16 protein-coding genes are annotated in these 20,480 nt (G+C 24.7%); 10 read left to right on the forward strand and 6 right to left on the reverse strand.

The features are described 5' to 3' along the window. The first annotated feature begins 848 nt into the window (after window positions 1-848). The 3 genes from rlmN (at window position 849) to glyA (ending at window position 4,617) form a co-directional block, all read left to right on the forward strand. Window positions 849-1,934, forward strand: a complete 1,086-nt coding sequence (gene rlmN / locus RJT54_RS00980; protein WP_343128000.1) for a 23S rRNA (adenine(2503)-C(2))-methyltransferase RlmN — start codon at window positions 849-851, stop codon at window positions 1,932-1,934. Between the two features lie 61 nt (window positions 1,935-1,995). Next, window positions 1,996-3,270: a histidine--tRNA ligase gene (gene hisS / locus RJT54_RS00985; RefSeq protein WP_343128001.1), complete on the forward strand. Its 1,275-nt coding sequence runs from the start codon at window positions 1,996-1,998 to the stop codon at window positions 3,268-3,270. Between the two features lie 93 nt (window positions 3,271-3,363). Beyond that, the gene (glyA, locus tag RJT54_RS00990; RefSeq protein WP_343128002.1) at window positions 3,364-4,617 is read left to right on the forward strand and encodes a serine hydroxymethyltransferase; all 1,254 of its coding nucleotides are present in this window, start codon (window positions 3,364-3,366) and stop codon (window positions 4,615-4,617) included. Window positions 4,618-4,672: 55 nt separating this feature from the next. Here the strand turns inward: glyA and bioD are convergent, their stop codons facing one another. Together bioD and bioB are read right to left on the reverse strand one after the other, a co-directional pair. Then, window positions 4,673-5,341 carry a dethiobiotin synthase gene (gene bioD, locus RJT54_RS00995; protein WP_343128003.1) on the reverse strand — a complete coding sequence of 223 codons (669 nt, stop codon included), beginning with the start codon at window positions 5,339-5,341 and terminating at the stop codon, window positions 4,673-4,675. A gap of 89 nt (window positions 5,342-5,430) precedes the next feature. Continuing rightward, window positions 5,431-6,444 (reverse strand): biotin synthase BioB, encoded by a 1,014-nt coding sequence (gene bioB, locus RJT54_RS01000; protein ID WP_428994164.1) that lies wholly within the window; start codon window positions 6,442-6,444, stop codon window positions 5,431-5,433. 79 nt (window positions 6,445-6,523) lie between these two features. Here bioB and bioA point away from each other — a divergent pair, with 79 nt between their 5' ends. Continuing rightward, window positions 6,524-7,813 (forward strand): adenosylmethionine--8-amino-7-oxononanoate transaminase, encoded by a 1,290-nt coding sequence (gene bioA, locus RJT54_RS01005; protein ID WP_343128371.1) that lies wholly within the window; start codon window positions 6,524-6,526, stop codon window positions 7,811-7,813. A gap of 87 nt (window positions 7,814-7,900) precedes the next feature. Here bioA and RJT54_RS01010 read toward each other — a convergent pair whose 3' ends face one another. Together RJT54_RS01010 and RJT54_RS01015 are read right to left on the reverse strand one after the other, a co-directional pair. Further along, window positions 7,901-8,899 carry a beta-propeller fold lactonase family protein gene (locus tag RJT54_RS01010; protein WP_343128004.1) on the reverse strand — a complete coding sequence of 333 codons (999 nt, stop codon included), beginning with the start codon at window positions 8,897-8,899 and terminating at the stop codon, window positions 7,901-7,903. A 42-nt stretch (window positions 8,900-8,941) separates the two neighbouring features. After that, complete coding sequence (locus tag RJT54_RS01015) at window positions 8,942-10,987, reverse strand: DEAD/DEAH box helicase (RefSeq protein ID WP_343128005.1); 2,046 nt, start codon at window positions 10,985-10,987, stop codon at window positions 8,942-8,944. 190 nt (window positions 10,988-11,177) lie between these two features. Between RJT54_RS01015 and gap the strand changes: the two genes are divergently transcribed. Then, window positions 11,178-12,170: a type I glyceraldehyde-3-phosphate dehydrogenase gene (gap, locus tag RJT54_RS01020; protein ID WP_343128006.1), complete on the forward strand. Its 993-nt coding sequence runs from the start codon at window positions 11,178-11,180 to the stop codon at window positions 12,168-12,170. Window positions 12,171-12,347: 177 nt separating this feature from the next. Here the strand turns inward: gap and fldA are convergent, their stop codons facing one another. Further along, window positions 12,348-12,860, reverse strand: coding sequence for a flavodoxin FldA (gene fldA, locus RJT54_RS01025; RefSeq protein ID WP_343128007.1), 513 nt, complete (start codon window positions 12,858-12,860; stop codon window positions 12,348-12,350). A gap of 310 nt (window positions 12,861-13,170) precedes the next feature. On the opposite strand from fldA, the gene RJT54_RS01030 reads away from it, so the two are divergent. The 5 genes from RJT54_RS01030 to pfkA all read left to right on the forward strand — a co-directional run bounded on the left by RJT54_RS01030 (window position 13,171) and on the right by pfkA (window position 19,596). Then, window positions 13,171-13,914, forward strand: coding sequence for a Nif3-like dinuclear metal center hexameric protein (locus RJT54_RS01030; protein ID WP_343128008.1), 744 nt, complete (start codon window positions 13,171-13,173; stop codon window positions 13,912-13,914). A 7-nt stretch (window positions 13,915-13,921) separates the two neighbouring features. Next, window positions 13,922-16,624 carry a 2-oxoglutarate dehydrogenase E1 component gene (locus RJT54_RS01035; protein WP_343128009.1) on the forward strand — a complete coding sequence of 901 codons (2,703 nt, stop codon included), beginning with the start codon at window positions 13,922-13,924 and terminating at the stop codon, window positions 16,622-16,624. Window positions 16,625-16,639: 15 nt separating this feature from the next. Further along, window positions 16,640-17,797 carry a dihydrolipoyllysine-residue succinyltransferase gene (gene sucB, locus RJT54_RS01040; RefSeq protein ID WP_343128010.1) on the forward strand — a complete coding sequence of 386 codons (1,158 nt, stop codon included), beginning with the start codon at window positions 16,640-16,642 and terminating at the stop codon, window positions 17,795-17,797. 92 nt (window positions 17,798-17,889) lie between these two features. Further along, complete coding sequence (gpmA, locus tag RJT54_RS01045; RefSeq protein WP_343128011.1) at window positions 17,890-18,585, forward strand: 2,3-diphosphoglycerate-dependent phosphoglycerate mutase; 696 nt, start codon at window positions 17,890-17,892, stop codon at window positions 18,583-18,585. A 48-nt stretch (window positions 18,586-18,633) separates the two neighbouring features. After that, a complete protein-coding gene (pfkA, locus tag RJT54_RS01050; protein ID WP_343128012.1) occupies window positions 18,634-19,596 on the forward strand; it encodes a 6-phosphofructokinase in 963 nt (320 codons plus the stop codon). 67 nt (window positions 19,597-19,663) lie between these two features. On the opposite strand, the gene tpiA is transcribed toward pfkA, so the two are convergent. Beyond that, entirely contained in the window at window positions 19,664-20,431 is a 768-nt protein-coding gene (gene tpiA, locus RJT54_RS01055) for a triose-phosphate isomerase (protein ID WP_343128013.1), read from the reverse strand. Between the last annotated feature and the right edge of the window lie 49 nt (window positions 20,432-20,480).

The raw sequence follows: 20,480 nt of genomic DNA on the forward strand, positions 1-20,480 counted from the left end.
GTACATGGATATATTGTATGTATAAAAACCGTATATATTATATGCATTATTGTCAGTATAAATAATAATATAATTTTATAAAAGACATTATTAATAATAATATTAAAAATATTGAATTTTACTATAAAAATATAAAAAAATGAATAACATATATTATATAAAAATACAACTTATCAGTTGTATAAATTATTATTTAAAATAATATATTTAATTTAATAATAAATTTATACAATTAATATTTATGAATGATTATTTAATAAATAAATTATATACAATATTATATATTACTTAAAATATATAAAATATGTTAATATATCATATTTTTTAACGGAAATTATAATTAGTATATTATTTCAAATTATTTTTTAATTAGTGTAATACATTGATTTTTAGATATGTCAGGTGTTAATAACCAATAATGATAGTTATTATATAAATTTAAAGCTTAATTTATACAATTAATAAGTCAATATATTTAATATAAAATTTCAAATCTTGTATAAAAAATTTGAAAAATTGAGATACATAAGTTATCCTGCTTTTGAATAAAAATATTATTAATTAAAATTGATACTTATTATATAGTCTTTTATGATAATTTTAAAAATTTTTTATGTTATCGTATATCACTTTAAAATTTTAATATTATGTTTGTATATTGGATGTTATTTGATACATTATAGTTTTAATAACAACAATGTGATAATGTTTATTACCTTATTTAACAGAATAATTGTAATATTTTATATATAAGATATAAAAATTATTTAATATATTTTCATATTTATATTATATTTAATATATGAAAAATTTTATAATAAGTTTTAAAAAAAATAATTATATTAATTATGAATATTGATGCATATGATCCAAATATTAAAAAAGTAAATTTATTAAATCTGGACCGTACTAAAATGCGAAATTTTATGCATACAATAAATGAAAAAAATTTTAGAGCGGATCAAATAATGCATTGGATCTATCAACGTTTTTGTTCCAATTTTGATCATATGACTAATCTAACAACCATGTTGCGATGTAAGTTAAAAGAAGTAAGTTGTATAGAATTTCCGTATATAATCAAAGAAATAATATCTGAAGATTATACAATTAAATGGTTAATTTCTGTACCGAATGGAGTGATTGAAACAATATATATTCCTGAAAAAAAAAGAGGTACGTTATGTATTTCATCGCAAGTAGGATGTGCTTTAAAATGTCAGTTTTGTGCAACTGGTATAAATGGATTTACACGCAATTTATTAGTTTCAGAAATTGTTGGTCAAATTTGGTTAGCATATCAAAAAATTAATAATAATATACATTGTATACATTATCCCATTACTAATATAGTATTTATGGGTATGGGTGAACCGTTATTAAATTTACATAACGTAATTACTGCATTAAATATTATATCTGATTCATGTGGGTTTCGTATTTCAAAAAAAAAAATCGTCATATCAACAGCAGGGATAGTACCGGCTTTAGACCAATTATCTAAATCATATGATGTAAAATTAGCTATTTCATTACATGCATCAAATGATATGATTAGAAATCAATTAATGCCGATTAATAAAAAATATAATATTGCAGCTTTGTTAGAATCAGTATTGAAATTTTTTAAACAATCACAATTGAATAAGCATGGTATAACTATTGAATATATTATGTTACATAATATAAATGATTCCATTATACATGCTAAGGAATTAGTTAAAATTTTACATAAAATACCGAGTAAAATTAATTTAATTCCTTGGAATTACTTACCAAATAGTGATTTACAATGTAGTAGTATTAATACAATACATTCATTTTCTAAATATTTAATAAATAAAGGTTTGATTACTACTATACGTAAAACAAGAGGTCAAGATATTCAAGCTGCATGCGGGCAATTAACAGGCAGTAATCGTACAATCGAATAAATATATGATTTTTTATATCAAAAAAATATTTTAATTATTTATATATCTATAGGAATATTTTGTGAATTATTTTTTTCAATCTATCAAAGGTATGCATGATTATCTTCCAGAACATACGATTATATGGAATAAAATAGAAAATATATTTAAAAAAATACTATATAGTTATGGTTATTTTGAAATTAAGCTACCTATATTAGAAAAAACAACTTTGTTTCAAGCGTCAATAGGAGATATGACTGATATTGTTAGTAAAGAAATGTATTCATTTAATGATAAAAATAATCATAGCATGACTTTACGTCCAGAAGCAACAACAAGTTGTGTACGATCGGTGATTCAAAATAAACTGTTATATCATCAAAAACAAAAATTATGGTATTATGGACCTATGTTTAGGTATGAACGTCCTCAAAAAGGGCGATATCGTCAATTTTACCAATTTGGTTTAGAAACTTTTGGATTTTTAAATTTAGATATTGAATTGGAATTAATTATATTAATAAATAAATTGTGGATACAATTAGGTATTACACATGCTATTACATTAGAGATTAATTCTATTGGTTTATTTTCTGAAAGAACAAGATATCAAATAGAACTACTAAATTTTTTAAAACAACATACATCTATTTGTGATAAAAATTTAGTTAAGCAATATCATAAAAATCCTTTAAGGATTTTAGATAGCAAAAATGAAAATATACAACGTATGTTATTAAAAGCACCCAACCTAATCGACTTTATTAATAAAAAATCAAGATCGCGTTTTGAGAAATTATGTAATTTAATGATCGAATTGAATATTCCATACACTATAAATTATAAATTAATTCGTGGATTAGATTATTATAATGATACAGTATTTGAATGGAAATCCAATTGTATAGGATCACAAAACGCAATATGCGCAGGTGGTCGGTATGATACATTAGTAAAACGATTATTTGGTCCAGATACCCCAGCTGTTGGTTTAGCAATCGGTATGGATCGTTTAGTTTTGTTAGTAAAATCATTGAATATTTTTTCTATAAACAATATAACGACTGATATTTATATTTTTTTTAATAACCAATCTATTATAAATCGTGTAATATTTATATCTGAAAAAATTAGACATGAATTTCCTAAATTAAAAATATTATTAGAATTTCAATCTAAACAAATAAACAAAATATTGAATAATATGAAAAAATATTCTACTAAGATAATATTATTTATTTACGGGCATGATACAATTAATATATATAATGTTATTAATCATCAACATAACACAGCAAACGAAAGTAACATTATTTGTATAATAAAAAAATTTTTTAATTTTCATATTAAATAGTATTATGAAAAATATATAATTATTATAAATTAAATATCAATTTTATATTTTTATATAAATATATAAAATATTATTATTGTTTAAGGATTTTACATGTTACAATATAAAACGTTAAATTTACAATCTGACACAGAATTATGGTATTATATTAAACAGGAAATTTTACGACAGGAACAAAATATAGCATTAATTGCTTCAGAAAATTATGCTAGTTTATCAGTGATGCAAGCGCAAGGATCCCAATTAACTAATAAATATGCTGAAGGATATCCTGGAAAAAGATATTATGGAGGTTGTAATTTTGTTGATCATATTGAAATATTAGCAATAAATCGTGCCAAGAAATTATTTCAAGCAGATTATGCGAATGTGCAACCACATTCTGGATCTCAAGCAAATTTTGCAGTATATTCGGCTTTATTAAAACCTGGTGACCTAATTTTAGGCATGGATTTATCTCATGGAGGGCATTTAACACATGGCGCAAAAATAAATAATTCGGGTAAAATTTATAATGCAATTACATATGGTTTAAATAAATCGGGTAATATTGATTATGAAAATTTGGCATATCTTGCTAAAAAACATAGACCTAAAATGATTATTGGAGGATTTTCTTCTTTTTCAAGATATGTAGATTGGAAAAAAATGCGCGAAATATCTAATAATATTGGAGCGTATTTATTAATTGATATGGCGCATGTAGCTGGATTAGTTGCAGCAAATTTGTATCCTAATCCTATACAACATGCTCATGTAGTTACAACAACTACACATAAAACACTATCTGGACCAAGAGGGGGTTTAATTCTTTCAGCTAATCAAGATGAAATGTTTTATAAAAAATTAAATTCTGCAGTTTTTCCAGGTATGCAAGGTGGTCCCTTGATGCATGTTATTGCTGCTAAAGCAGTAGCATTTCAAGAAGCATTACAACCAGATTTCAAAATTTATCAAACGCAAATATTAAAGAATGCAAAAATTATGGTTGAAACGTTTATAAAACAAAACTTTAATATTATTTCCAATGGTACAGATAATCATCTTTTTTTAATAAATTTACATAATAAAAACATAACTGGTAAAAAAGCAGAGGATATTTTACAATTAGCAAATATTACAGTAAATAAAAATAGTATTCCTAATGATAAAAATAATCCTTTTGTTACATCAGGTATTCGTATTGGTACACCGGCTATTACTAGAAGAGGTTTGAAAGAATATGAATCGCAAATTATCGCAAAATGGATTATTGATATTATTCATGATTATGATAACCTTAAAAAAATATTAAATATTAAAAACCAAGTTCTTGAATTATGTAAACAATATCCTGTATATAAATAATTGTTGCATATAGTTATGAATTTACATACATAACTATATTTATTATATTTTAGTATTATTCGGGAAGTAAAATATTATTATTATTTACATTTATATTATTAATATTATTAATATGGGGAATCATACCTAAAAAAGGTGCTTTTATATACTGTTTTATTGTATATATATAATTTAAAAAATATTTTTCATAATGTGCGCAATTTGCAAACCAGCCTGCAAATTTTAAACCAGATTTAACAATAGATTCGGATGTTAAAATAGCATGATTAATACAACCTAATTTTATCGCAATAACTAACATAACAGGAATATTTTCTTTTTTAATCCATTCAGATAAAGTAATATTTCGAAATATTGGTGTAGCCCATCCCCCTATCCCTTCGATAAGAATCCAATTTGCTTTTTTTTGAATACTTTGTAATGTATGGGATAGTTTTTTAAAGCTAATATTATTTTTTTTACAATTAATAAAATTAGGAGGTATACTATTATAAAAAGTATATGGATTAATTTCTTGATATTGTAATGTAGAAACACTATATTTTTGTAACAGTATCGCATCACTATTCTGTAATCCATACATTGTGTGTATACAACCGCTAGACACTGGTTTATATCCAGCTGAATGAAATCCTAGTGTTGCAGCTTTTTTTAATAAAAATATTGATACTATTGTTTTTCCTACATTTGTATCCGTTCCAGTAATAAACCATTTTTTTATCATATTTAATATTATATGTTTTAAATAAATCAATCCTGTATACTACCTATTTAAAATAGGTAGAATTATAATTATAAAAATATAATATAAAATTATTTTGATAAAGCATTATAATAATTTTTTGTTTGTTGAGCATGTTTATGTATTATTTTATCATTTTTAATACTATGTTTTTTGGCATACAAACCTAATTTATGAAACAATTTTAAATCTTTTTCTTCAGTTGGATTTGGTGTAGTTAATAATTTACATCCATAAAATATAGAATTCGCTCCTGCAATAAAACATAATGCCTGCATATTTTGACTCATATTTTCACGTCCAGCTGATAATCTAATATACGATTTAGGCATCATAATTCTAGTGACTGCAATTGTTTTAATAAAATCAAAATCTTCAATATTTTGATTACGTTCTAAAGGTGTACCTGGGATTTTAACTAGCATGTTCATTGGAATACTTTCAGGAGCTTTAGTTAAATTAGATAATTGTATTAGTAATTCAGCTCGGTCATTAAGATTTTCTCCTAAACCTAATATACCTCCCGAACAAACTTTAATACCTGAATTTCTAACAATATTTAATGTATCTAATCGTTCCTGATATGTACGTGTTGTAATAATTTTACTATAAAATCGTGGCGAAGTATCTAAATTATGATTATAAAAATCTAATCCTGCAGAAAATAATCTTTCTGCTTGACTTTGATTAATACTTCCTAATGTCATGCATGTTTCTAAACCCATGTCTTTAATTTTTTTAATAATTTTAATTAAGTACGGCATATCTCGTTCTTTAGGGTTTTTCCATGCAGCTCCCATACAAAATCGGTTTGAACCGGATTTTTTTGCTTTTTTGGCTGCGTCCAATACTTTTGAAATTTCTAAAAGTTTTTCATTTTTTACATTGGTTTTATATCGTGAACTTTGTGCACAATATTTACAATCTTCAGGACATAAACCAGTTTTTATAGATAATAAAGTACTAATTTGAATTTCGTTTGGATTAAAATATTTACGGTGTACTGTTTGAGCGTTAAATATTAAATCTAAAAATGGCATTTCAAATAACATGTTAACTTCTTCAATTTTCCATATTTTTTTCATATTTAATTCCAAAAAATTATATTTTATATAAATGATTATTTATAATAAGATATCTAATATTTCAATACAATATCATGCTATGAAACAAAATAATTTACAATTTAATACAAAACATATTTGGCATCCATATGATTCTATAATAAAACCGCTACCATGTTATATGATTCAATCAGCATATGGAGTATATTTGCATTTACAATCTGGTGTAAAAATTATTGATGGTATGTCATCTTGGTGGTCTGTAATACATGGATATAATCATCCTATTTTAAAAAATAGTTTAATTACACAAATTAATCATATTACGCACATTATGTTTGGTGGTATAATACATAAACCGGCTATATTGTTATGTCAAGAATTATTAAAAATTTTACCTAAAAAACTAGAATGTATTTTTTTATGTGATTCAGGGTCTGTAGCAATTGAAGTAGCTATGAAAATGGCATTACAGTATTACAGTAAAAGTAAAAATAATAAAAAAATATTTTTAACAATACGTAATGGATATCATGGTGATACATTTTCTGCAATTTCAGTTTGTGACCCTAAAAATTCTATGCATACATTATATAAGACAATATTACCCAAACACTTCTTTGCAGATACGCCAAATATATTTTTTCAAGAACATTGGCATAATTATGATATTTTTTCTTTTCTTAACCTAATTGTGAATCATTCCTATAAAATTGCTGGCGTGATTTTAGAACCAATATTACAAGGCATTGGAGGCATGAAATTTTATCATGTAGAATATTTAAAACAAATACGATTGTTATGTAATATATATAAAATTCCATTAATTATCGACGAAATAGCAACAGGATTTGGACGAACTGGTAAAATGTTTGCTTACGAATATGCTAATATTATCCCAGATATATTATGTATAGGTAAAGCATTAACTGGTGGTATGATGAGTTTAGCTGCTACGATTACTACAAAAAATATCGCTCATCGTATTAGCAAAAATTACCCATACAAATTTATGCATGGGCCAACATTCATGGGTAATCCATTAGCATGTTTTGTTGCACAAAAAAATATTTCTTTATTAAGGAAAAATATATGGAAAAAACAAGTATATTATATTGAACAATATTTTAAAAACCAATTATTTTTATTATTAAATCATCCTAGAGTTTATACAGTCAGAGTATTGGGTGCAATTGCTGTTATTGAATGTTATCATAATATTAATCTGAAATTAATACAAAAATTTTTTGTTAATTACGGTGTATGGATTAGACCTTTTAAAAAAATAATTTATTTAACCCCTCCGTATATTATTAAAAAAACACAATTATATAAATTAATATATTCAATTAAGTTAGCGATTCAAAATAATACTTTATTTATTTGTTAAATATATAATTCATTTGTGATATTACTATATCTAGTATATAGCGGATATAGTAACATGTTTAATAAAAATAATCACTTTACTTATATATTATATTGCATAACTTATTATCCATGTTGGATTTATACCTGTGGGGTATTTATATAATAAATATAATAAACCATTCTCCATAGAAATATTATATACTGCAATAGTATTATCTTGTTGTCCAACTACAATTAAATATTGGTTATCATGGTTTATAAGAAATGATTTTGGTTGTTTAACTGTGTTAATTTGACTGATATAACTTAATGTATAATTAATATTAACTTTAAAAATCGTAATTGTACTGTACATCCTATCAGAAGCATATAAATATTTTCCACATGATGTCATATGAATATCTGCAGACCAAAAAGAATTATTGTTTATTTTTTTATTCAATAAGTTAATATTTTGTATATTTTGTATGTTGTTTTTATCATTATTTATTTTCCAAACATCAATTGTACCATTTAATTCATTAATACTATAACAATAATCTTTTTTGTTATGAAAAATAATATGTCTAGGTCCAGATTGTATAGAACATGTAATATATTTCAAAAATTTTAATGGCAACACTGCATGTTTTAATAATTGAAATAAATAAATACGATTATTTAATAAAGATGGCACAATAACTAATTTCTGTGATAAATTTAATTTTACTGAATGACAACCCTTAATATGTTCAATAATTTGTATAGGTGCTGTAGGTATATGTTTTTGATCAATTTTACTAATACTTAAACAACCATCATGATAGTAACTACAAAATAAAAAATTTTCGTTTTGATCAAAAGTCAAATAATTTGGACTATATGGAATATTTTGTGAACCTATTTTATTTAATATACCATTAGGTAAAATATCATAAACTAATATTTGATACTGTGGTCGTATACCAATATATAGTTTATTACGTGTTTTCGAAATAATAATTGGTTGTCCCTCATTTCCTGCAGTATCTATTACTTGTATTAAATACATTTCACCTGTATATGATAATTCCCAAACCTCAATTGATTGATTACCAGCTGTGACTATATAAAGAAATTGTTTCATAATATGGTGGTCCACTATAATTTTTTATAAAATTATTACTATCTAAATTAATATTTTTTGGATTTTTTTAAGAGTATTTATTATCCATTTAATTCTTTGTAAATTATCTTCAAAATAACAAAAAACTTTTAAAGAATATTGGTCATTAAATTTCCACTTATGAAATTCTGTTGTACACATTTTAAATAATTTCGTAGTATTAATAGTTTGATCTGTTTGATCAAATATAATTGTACTACTATCATGATTAGATTCAATTTTAATAATACTTAATTTACTGGCTAAAATTTGAATTTCAGTAGCAAAAATTAAATTTTCAGCTTCTGGAGGTAAATGGCCAAAATTATTAATTAAATGATTTTTTATTTTTAATAATTGTGATTGTGTATGTATAGAAAAAATTTTTTTATACCATACCAATCTTACATCTACATCTTTAATGTATTGATTTGGTAATATTGTTGGTACAGATAATTTAATTTCAGGTTTTTCTTTTTCTAACTGCTTTAATGAAAGAGTTTTATTATTTTTAATATATGTAATTGTTTTATTTAAAAATTCCATATACAATGATAATTCAATGTTTTTGGCATGTCCACTTTGATTTTTACCTAAAACTTCTCCAACTCCTCTAATTTTTAAATCATGTTGTGATAATTCAAAACCGGATACCAACTTTTTAATATTATTAATAACATTCAATCTTTTTTTACCATTTAATGAAACTACTTTTTTATTTCTAATGAGTAACCAAGCATAGGCTTGTATATTAGAACGACCAACTCGACCTCGCATTTGATGTAACTGTGCTAATCCAAATAATTCAGCATTTTCAATAATAATTGAGTTTACTGTAGGTATATCAATACCTGTTTCAATAATGGTAGTACATATTAAAACATGGAATTTTTTTTTCGAGAAATCATGCATAATTTTTTTTAGAGTATTACCGTTCATCTGCCCATGACCTATTTGAAATGTTGCTTCAGGAATATTTCTTTGTAATGTATTGAATTTGTCTTGTAAATCTTGTATTTTATTACAAATATAATATAATTGTCCATTCCGAGCAATTTCGAATAAAATAATTTTTTTAATTAGAGTTTCACTATATGTTTTAACAAATGTTTTAATTGGTACACGGTTCTCAGGAGGTGTTGTAATAATTGACAGATCACGTATACCATGCACGGCCATATTCAATGTTCTTGGAATAGGTGTAGCAGTTAATGTTAAAATATCAATATTAGAAAATTGTTTTTTAATTTTTTCTTTTTGATGTACTCCAAATCTATGTTCTTCGTCAATAATTAATAAACCTAAATTAAACCACTGAATATGATTAAATAAAATTTTATGGGTTCCAATCACAATATTTGTATGCCCAGTGTGAATTTTATTCATAGCAATTACTTCTTGAGATTTTTTTTGAAAACGCGATAAAATATCAATTTTTATATTATTATTAATAAATCGATCTTTAAAAGTTTTATAGTGTTGTTGAGCTAATAAGGTGGTTGGTACTAAAATTACCACTTGTTTATTATTGGTTACGGCAACGAATGCTGCTCGGATTGCAATTTCTGTTTTTCCAAATCCGACATCTCCGCATACAAGTCGATCCATTGGTATTGGTTTATACATATCTGATAATACCGATTGCATAACTTTTTTTTGATCGTCTGTCATCTTATATGGGAAATTTAAACAAAATGATTTATATTCTAGATCATGTAATTGAAATGAAAAACCAGTTTTTATCATACGTTGTGCATGATTTTCTAATATTTGAACAGCATAATCATGAATATTTTTAAAAATTTTTTTTCTTTCTTTTGTCCATTTTTTACATCCTAATTTATTTAATAATATTGTCTTATCAGTAATATTCATATTATATTTTTTAATTAAATATAAATGCGTAATTGGTACATATAATTTTGCGTTATTTGCATAAATAATAGTTAAATATTCTGCATCAATATTATTATGTTTGATAATACTTAATCCTTGATATTTTCCTAAACCATGTTTTAAATGAATAACAAATTCATTTTTTATTAATTTAAATACATTATTTTGATTCATAAACAAGCAAGTATAATTATTATATATGATAGTTTCTATTATGAACTAATGATACAAATAACAAATAGAATATTTTATTATAATGACATAAATAAACATTTTATTGTATTTTTCAAAAAAATATTTTTGATATATTAAGATATATGTTATACCATATTATAAATAATTTTATTAATATAAGGTAAATATTATGACTATTAAAATTGGTATAAATGGATTTGGCAGAATTGGTAGAATAGTATTTAGAATGGCACAGAGTAGGTCTGATCTTGAAGTAGTTGCTATAAATGATTTACTTAGCGTAGAATATATAGCATATATGTTAAAATTTGATTCTACGCATGGCAAATTTCCAGGATCAGTATATGTCAAAAATAATCACCTTTTTGTAAATGATAAAAAAATTCAAATATTCTCAGAACGTGATCCATCCTATATTACGTGGAACAAATTAAATACAGATGTTGTAATCGAATCAACAGGTATATTTTTAACAACTGAAACCGCAAAAAAACATATATTATCAGGTGCAAAAAAAGTTATTATTACCGCCCCTCCAAAAGATGATACTCCAATGTTTGTTAATGGTGTCAACTTTAATAAATATGCTAGTGAAAATATTGTTTCTAATGCATCTTGTACTACAAATTGTTTAGCTCCGTTAGCAAAAGTTATGCATGAAAATTTTGGAATTCTCGAAGGATTAATGACAACTGTACATGCTACAACTGCTACTCAAAAAACTGTTGATTCTCCATCACAAAAAGATTGGCGTGGCGGAAGGGGAGTATTGCAAAATATTATACCGGCATCAACCGGAGCTGCTATAGCAGTTGGAAAGGTGTTACCAGAATTATTTGGAAAATTAACAGGTATTGCATTTCGTGTACCTACACCAAATGTTTCAGTTGTAGATCTAACAATACGATTAAAAATTTCCGTAAAGTATGATCAAATCTGTGCAGTAATTAAAAATGCTTCTCAAACATATATGAAAAATATTATTCGATATGTGGATGAAGATGTTGTATCTAGTGACTTTAATGGTTGTCATGAAACATCAATTTTTGATGCAAAAGCAGGATTATGTTTAAATGATAATTTTGTTAAGTTAATTGCTTGGTATGATAATGAAACAGGTTATTCAAGCAAAGTATTAGATTTAGTACGTTTAATCGCATAAATATTATCTTATTATTAGTCATTAAACAGCATGTGTAATTTTTTTAAAGAAATTATTACATGCTGTATTATGTTTTATGACATTTAATGTAATTACTATTAGACATATAATTATTATATTAATATATAATATTTACAGAGATTTCATTACTTACATATATTGTATTATTTAAAAACATTAAATTTTTAATTCTTGAAATATCTGCTTTAACCAAGTTTTAATTCTATCTTGTGTATACTCTTCTTGTCGATCTTCGTCAATTACCAAACCGACAAAATGATTTTTATCTATTAACGCCTTAGAAGCTTCAAATTGATAGCCTTGTATCGGCCATTTACCAATGAACTCTGCATGTTGTGCTTTTAAAATATTGTATATAATACCTAACCCGTCACAAAAATATTCACTATAATCTTCTTGATCACCACAACCAAATAATGCAACTACTTTATTTGCAAAATTTATTTTTTTTAATTCAGGTATAAATTCATCCCAATCACATTGCAATTCACCATAATACCAAGTTGGTATCCCAAAAATTAAAATGTTAAATTTATTAATATCATTGACGGTAGCGTTAGCAATATCATAAATTTCCGCATCTTTTGATCCAATATGACTATAAATTTTTTTTGCAATTTTCTCTGTGTTACCGGTATCACTACCAAAAAAAATACCTATTTTTTTCATTTTATCTCCCAAAATATGTTAAAATTTATCTAGTTATAACCAGTACATTGATACTGAATACTTTTAAAAAAGTAGTATTATGTTATAGAAATATTTATATATATTATTAATATACGTATTTAAACAATACTGTTATCAATCTGTTGTATTAATTTAGTATATGTAATTATTTTAATAATTGTATTGTACGTGAATAAATCTATAATTTTTAAAATAAAATATATATTAAATAAAAATACTAATATGATATTTTGAAATATCAAATACAAATATATTGTTATCAACAAATTTCTTAGAGATAAATAAAAGTATGAATAATTATCAATTAGAACAAATTATTAATAAAAAATTAAATAATAATGTCTTTAATGATTCTATACCTAATGGTTTACAAGTCGAAGGTATACCAAATATTCAAAAAATTATTACAGGAGTTAGTATATGTCAAAAATTAATTAATATTGCAATTAAGAAACAAGCACAAGCAATTATTGTACATCATGGTTTTTTTTGGAAAAATGAATGTTCAAAAATTATCAAACATAAAAAAAAACGACTAGAATTTATTCTAAAAAATAATATTAATATATATAATTGGCATTTACCATTAGACGTACATCCAGTACTTGGTAATAATGTACAAATTGCTAATCAATTGAATATTAATATTTTAGGGAAAATATCTAATATAGCACTATGGGGAAAATTTTTTCATGATACAACGGTAACAAACTTAACTAAAAAAATACATTCAGTCTTTCAAAGACCACCGTTATGTATTCAACATAATTTAAATCATATTATTAAACGTATCGCTTGGTGTAGTGGAAAAGGACAAGACTTTATTAAACAACTCGGATCCTTAAAAATAGATGCATTTTTAACAGGAGAAATCTCGGAAGATACTATGCATTATGCACATGAAAATAAAATTCATTTTTTTTCAGCTGGGCATTATGCTACAGAATGTTGTGGTATACAAGCATTAGGAAACTGGTTAATGAAAAAATATAATTTAAATGTTGAATTTATTAGAATTAATAATCCTGTATAGGTACAATATGGAAAACGACAAGCGTTTAAATCATACAGTATATAACTTGAGTAGTATTAATCAAATATATATCGAAACAATACATCAACAATTTAAAAAAAATGCTAATCTTGTTTCTTCTTATTGGAAGGATTTTTTTAGCAAAAATGATTCTTATTTTCAGAATATAAAGGATTATCATAAAAATCACGATGTTCATAATCTTCATAATAATTATGATTTTGAAATATTAGAGTTTATAACTTTTATCAGAACATATGGGCATAAATATGCAAATTTAAATCCATTACAAGAGTCTATTACACCGGATGAGTTACGTATAAAGTTATTACATGATTTTTATATGTACAAAAATTTTAAAAACCATAAGAATCGTAATATCATTCATGCGATACATTTTGAAGAAAAATACTTACAGTTTACCAAAATATATTGTTCATCTATTGGAATTGAATATATGCATATTAATAATATAGAAGAACGTATATGGATACAAGAATATTTAGAAAATCAATTTACCAAATTTTATCTTATACAAAAAGAACAAGAAGATTTATTAAGTTTATTAATCCAATCAGAAACATTTGAAAAATATTTACATAGCAGATTCCCAGGATCAAAACGTTTTTCATTAGAAGGTTGCGAAATACTCATTCCATTATTAAAATATATTATACATTATTTACATAAAACACAAACTTTAAAAATGATTATTGGAATGGCTCATAGAGGACGATTAAATGTTTTAGTTAATATCTTAAAAAAAAACATTAATACTTTATGTTATGAGTTTTCTTCTGATTATATTATCAAAGATAGAACTGGAGATGCAAAATACCATTCCGGTATGACAAGTAAAATCAAACTCAAAAATAAAAATATAATCATTGACTTAAAACCAAATCCTTCACATCTTGAAATTATTAATCCAGTTGTTATGGGTGCTGCTCGAGCATATATCGATAGTTTTTCAAAAAAAAATTCAGATTATGTCTTACCAATTAATATTCATGGTGATGCTGCTATTATAGGACAAGGCGTAATTCAAGAACTGTTAAATATCTCTCAAACAAGAAATTATACTGTGGGAGGTATTTTGCATATTATTATTAATAATCAAATTGGTTTTACTACATCAAGTTTAAAAGATATACGATCTAGTCGATATTGTACAGATATTGCAAAAATGATACAAGCACCAATTTTTCATATTAATTCTGATTTTCCAGAATCTGTTCTTTTTATTACGCAATTGGCATTAGATTTTAGATATAAATTTAAAAAAGATGTTTTTATAGATTTAGTATGTTATCGTAGACGAGGACATAATGAAGCAGATGAACCTTGTGTTACTCAACCTATTATGTATAAAAAAATTCAAAAACATCCAACAGTATGTAAAATTTATCATGAATATTTAATATCTACAAATAATATTTCTTTACATTATTTAGATAATGAACGTACAATACAAAGAAATAAAATTCATAAATTAAGTGAATTACCTATCATTCATACATCTAATGTATGTGTACAACAAAAAAAAATTCATACTAATTCAAAAATAGATTTAAAAAAACTGTTTAAAAAAATTAATTATATACCTGACACTATTAAGATGCATGAAAGAGTTTTTAAAATATATCAAGAACGACAAAATATGTTATATAAAAATCAATTACTTGATTGGGGGGCATCTGAAAATCTCGCATATGCTAATATGCTATCTCATGGTATATCATGTAGATTATCTGGAGAAGATGTTGGCCGAGGTACATTTTTTCATCGGCATGCTGTAATATATAATCAAAATAATGGATTAAGCTACATACCATTACAGAATTTAAAATTTAATAATAGTAAATTTTATATTTGTAATTCCGCTCTCTCGGAAGAAGCAGTATTAGCATTTGAGTATGGTTACTCTATTGATTCATATAATACTATAAATATTTGGGAAGCTCAATTCGGTGATTTTTCTAATGGTGCCCAAATTATCATTGATCAATTTATTAGTTCTGGTGAACAAAAATGGGGTGTACAATCAAAATTAATATTATTATTACCACATGGGTATGAAGGACAAGGTCCGGAACATTCCTCGGCTAGATTAGAACGATTTTTACAATTATCTGCGCAATATAACATGAAAATTTGTATTCCTTCTACTGCAGCGCAAATGTATCATATATTAATGTATCAAGCGCTTTGTTGTGTAAAAGTACCGTTAATTGTTTTTACACCTAAGTCATTATTACGTAACAATATGACTTACTCAACATTTTCAGATATTGAAAACGGGACTTTTCAAAAGATTATTTATGATGTTAATAGTATTAATCATAATATCATTAAGAAAATAATTTTTTGTGCAGGAAAAATATATTATGAATTATTATCTGAAAAAATTAAAAATCACATTAAACATATTACCTTAATACGAATTGAACAATTATATCCATTTCCAAAATCCGAAATAATTAATATTTTAAAGCAATATAATAATATTCAAGAAATTAACTGGTGTCAAGAAGAACCAAAAAACCAAGGTGCATGGTATTATATATATAATCAATTAAGAAAAAAAATATCATCTAATATTATTTTAAAATATGTTGGTCGTACTGCTTCTGCTGCTCCAGCAGTAGGATGTTTATCTGTTCATTACAAACAACAAAAACAAATAATATTTGATGCTTTAAGTATTTGATAAAGAGAAAATGATATGAAAGAAATTCTCATTACGGTTCCAGAATTACCAGAATCAATTAATCAAGCTACTGTTATTGCATGGCATAAAAATATAGGTGACTGTGTAAAACAAGATGAAGTATTAGTGGAGATAGAAACCGAAAAAGTGATTTTAGAAGTACCCGCACATACTAATGGTGTTTTAAAAAAAATATTACATCCGCCAGGAGATATTGTAATTAATAAACAAATATTAGGATATATGGAAGAAACTGACAACATTACCCAATTTCAATGTCAAAAACATAAAATTAAAAAAAATAATATTGTAGTACATATACCAAAAAATCAAGATCAGAATTATCATGAATCACATTTAACTCCATCAATAAGACGTATATATGATCAAAAAAAACATATTGATAATATACATATTAAACAAAAAGATCGACTTAATAATTATATTAATACTGCAGAAAATACTATTAAATCGAATCGTGAAAAACATGTACCTATAACAATCATTCGTAAAAGAATTGCAAAACGATTATTAAGTACTATGCATAATACTGCTATGTTAACAACATTTAATGAAGTTAATATGCAGAACGTGATAAAAATGCGTCATCAATATCGTCATGAATTTACATTAAAACATGGTATTAAATTAGGATTAATGTCTTTTTTTATTAAAGCGACTGTAGAAGCTTTAAAAATTTTTCCTGAAATTAATGCAAAAGTTCATGATAATGATATGATATATTATAAATATTTTGATATTAATATTGCAATATCTACAAATAAAGGATTAGTTACACCCATTATAAAAGATGCAGACTGTATATCTATGGCTGATATCGAAAAAAAAATTCAAGATCTTATAACACGCGGTAATACTGGAAAACTAGAATTATCAGACTTATTAGGTGGTAATTTTACTATTACTAATGGTGGAATATTTGGTTCATTATTATCAACTCCAATTATTAATCCACCTCAAATTGCCATTTTAGGTATTCATGCTATTCAAGATCGGGTTATTGTCGTAGATAAAGAAATGACAATAGCACCGATGATGTATATCGCATTATCATATGATCATTGTGTGATTGATGGTAAAGAAGCAGTTGGTTTTTTAAATGTTATAAAAAATACTTTAGAAGATCCTGCACGTCTTTTACTAAATATTTAATATTAAAATAAATAAAATGTCATGTATATAATAAAATTATATATTATACAACAGTGTGAATTTATAAATAATTATAAAAACTTAGGATCAGCATGAAAAAAAATCAATTAGTTTTAATTAGACATGGTGAAAGTACATGGAATAAATTAAATCAATTTACAGGATGGACTGATGTAAATTTATCAGATCAGGGTAAAAAAGAAGCAAAATTAGCTGGTAAATTATTGAAAAATAAAGATTTTGTATTTGATATATCTTATACCTCGGTATTAAAACGAGCAATTCATACTTTGTGGTTGATACTGTATGAATTAGAACAAGTATGGTTGCCTGTTAAAAAAACATGGCGATTAAACGAAAGACATTATGGTGATTTACAAGGATTAAATAAAGAATCTATTATTTCAAAATATGGCGCAGATCAAGTAAAAAAATGGCGTAGAAGTTTTACAGAAATTCCGCCAAAAATAGAAAAAAATAAACACTCTTTTACATATTATGATCGTCGGTATAACCATTTACAAAAAAATAATATTCCTACTGCTGAAAGTTTAGAATTAACGTTAATAAGATTATTGCCATTTTGGGAAGAATATATTTTTCCAAATATTAAATATGGAAAGAAAATATTAATTGTTGCACATGGTAATTCTCTCAGAGCATTAGTAAAATATTTATCTAATTTAAATTACGAAGAAGTATCGAATCTACATATTCCTACTGGGGTTCCTATCATATATGATTTTCATAATGATAAATGTTTAACAAAGTATTCTTTTTTAAAATAATAATATTATTTATACTTTATATTTTAATATTTTTTATAAGATTAATATATGATTAAAAAAATAGGTATACTAACAAGTGGCGGTGATGCCCCTGGTATGAATGCTGCTATTAGAGCTATAGTACGTACAGGGTTAAATAACAAAATATCAATGATTGGTGTATATGATGGATATTTAGGTCTATATGAAAACCGAATGATTGAATTAAACCGTAATAGTGTATCTAACATGATAAATAGGGGAGGTACATTTTTGGGATCTGCACGATTTCCAGAATTTAATAAAACTAATATTCGTGCTATAGCAATAAAAAATATAAAACATGCAAAAATTGATGCTTTAATTATTATTGGTGGAGATGGTTCATATATTGGAGCAAAAAAAATTACAGAAATTGGTATACCATGTCTGGGTTTACCTGGTACAATTGATAATGATATATTTGGAACAGATTATACAATTGGTTATTTTACGGCATTGGAAACTATTGTAGAAGCTATTGATCGTTTAAGAGATACATCATCTTCACATCAACGTATTTCTATAGTAGAAGTGATGGGAAGATTTTGTGGTGATTTAACTTTATCAGCTGCTATTGCTGGCGGATGTGAATTTATTGTATTACCTGGAACTAATTTTAAAAAAGAAATATTATTACAAAATATTAAAAATAGCATTCAAAAAGGTAAAAAACATGCCATTATTGCAATTACAGAATGTATTTGTGATGTAAATCAATTAGCTCAATATATTGAGCATAATATTCAGCGAGAAACTAGAGCAACCGTTTTAGGACATATACAAAGAGGTGGAGCACCGGTTGCATATGATCGGATTTTAGCATCTCGAATGGGTAATTATGCAATTCTAAAAATATTACAAGGATATGGAGGACAATGTTTAGGTATTAAAAATGAAAAAATTATTCATTATGATCTGAATATAGCTATTTCCAATAAAAAAAAAAAATTTAATAAAGCTTGGTTAAACGTAGCTAAAACATTATATTAATCATACTTTGGGTGCCGGTCAATATCCGGCGCTTATAAATGAAATATATAATACAATTTGGTTATTATTAATAACAATATTGATCTATATTATGAATGATGTTTATAAATGTTTCAAATGATAATGATGCAGTTCCTAATAGTACCCCATTGATGTGTTCGGAATTTATGAAATTTTGTATATTATTGAAATTTACTGATCCTCCGTACTGTATAATAATATCTTTCAATTTAATATTACTATTATCTGCAATATAACATTTAATAAATTTATGTATTCTGTTAACATGCTTAATATCTGCAGTTTGACCTGTTCCAATAGCCCAAATAGGTTCATACGCAATAATAGAATTTTGAAATATATCTTCTTCTTGTAATTGTAAAATGGCATCAATTTGATTTCTACAAATTAACTCAGATTGTTTTAAATTTTTTTCTTGTAAATTTTCACCCACGCATAAAATTGGGATAAGATTTTTAGATTTAATCATTTGAAATTTTTTAGCAATATATTCATTATTTTCATGATGAAATATTCTACGTTCAGAATGACCAATAATAATATAAGTTACACCAATATCTTTTAACATATCAATAGAAATTTCACCAGTAAATGCTCCAGAAAAATGTATATCAACATTTTGAGCGCCTATAAAAAAATTATTATGTTGAATTTGATTTTTTATATTATTGATATATATCACCGGAGGAGCAAAAATAATTTTGCTGAATATTTGATTTGTATCAAAATAAGATTTTAATTTATTAATAAAGTGACATACTAATACATTATTACCATGTAATTTCCAATTTGCGGTAATTATAAATTTTTTCAAAAAATTTTCTCCCGTATGTTGTATAGAAACTAAGTTACTAAAAATTTTA

This window comes from Buchnera aphidicola (Takecallis taiwana) (assembly GCF_039355125.1).
Taxonomy (GTDB): domain Bacteria; phylum Pseudomonadota; class Gammaproteobacteria; order Enterobacterales; family Enterobacteriaceae; genus Buchnera_L; species Buchnera_L aphidicola_AG.

Excerpts from the sequence above, each read along its gene's own strand:
- gpmA (WP_343128011.1), top strand. The coding sequence starts at position 17,890 with ATGAAAAAAAATCAATTAGTTTTAATTAGACATGGTGAAAGTACATGG.
- bioD (WP_343128003.1), bottom strand. The coding sequence starts at position 5,341 with ATGATAAAAAAATGGTTTATTACTGGAACGGATACAAATGTAGGAAAA.
- pfkA (WP_343128012.1), top strand. The coding sequence starts at position 18,634 with ATGATTAAAAAAATAGGTATACTAACAAGTGGCGGTGATGCCCCTGGT.
- bioA (WP_343128371.1), top strand. The coding sequence starts at position 6,524 with ATGAAACAAAATAATTTACAATTTAATACAAAACATATTTGGCATCCA.
- sucB (WP_343128010.1), top strand. The coding sequence starts at position 16,640 with ATGAAAGAAATTCTCATTACGGTTCCAGAATTACCAGAATCAATTAAT.
- rlmN (WP_343128000.1), top strand. The coding sequence starts at position 849 with ATGAATATTGATGCATATGATCCAAATATTAAAAAAGTAAATTTATTA.
- bioB (WP_428994164.1), bottom strand. The coding sequence starts at position 6,444 with ATGAAAAAAATATGGAAAATTGAAGAAGTTAACATGTTATTTGAAATG.
- RJT54_RS01010 (WP_343128004.1), bottom strand. The coding sequence starts at position 8,899 with ATGAAACAATTTCTTTATATAGTCACAGCTGGTAATCAATCAATTGAG.
- RJT54_RS01035 (WP_343128009.1), top strand. The coding sequence starts at position 13,922 with ATGGAAAACGACAAGCGTTTAAATCATACAGTATATAACTTGAGTAGT.
- RJT54_RS01015 (WP_343128005.1), bottom strand. The coding sequence starts at position 10,987 with ATGAATCAAAATAATGTATTTAAATTAATAAAAAATGAATTTGTTATT.
- fldA (WP_343128007.1), bottom strand. The coding sequence starts at position 12,860 with ATGAAAAAAATAGGTATTTTTTTTGGTAGTGATACCGGTAACACAGAG.
- RJT54_RS01030 (WP_343128008.1), top strand. The coding sequence starts at position 13,171 with ATGAATAATTATCAATTAGAACAAATTATTAATAAAAAATTAAATAAT.
- glyA (WP_343128002.1), top strand. The coding sequence starts at position 3,364 with ATGTTACAATATAAAACGTTAAATTTACAATCTGACACAGAATTATGG.
- gap (WP_343128006.1), top strand. The coding sequence starts at position 11,178 with ATGACTATTAAAATTGGTATAAATGGATTTGGCAGAATTGGTAGAATA.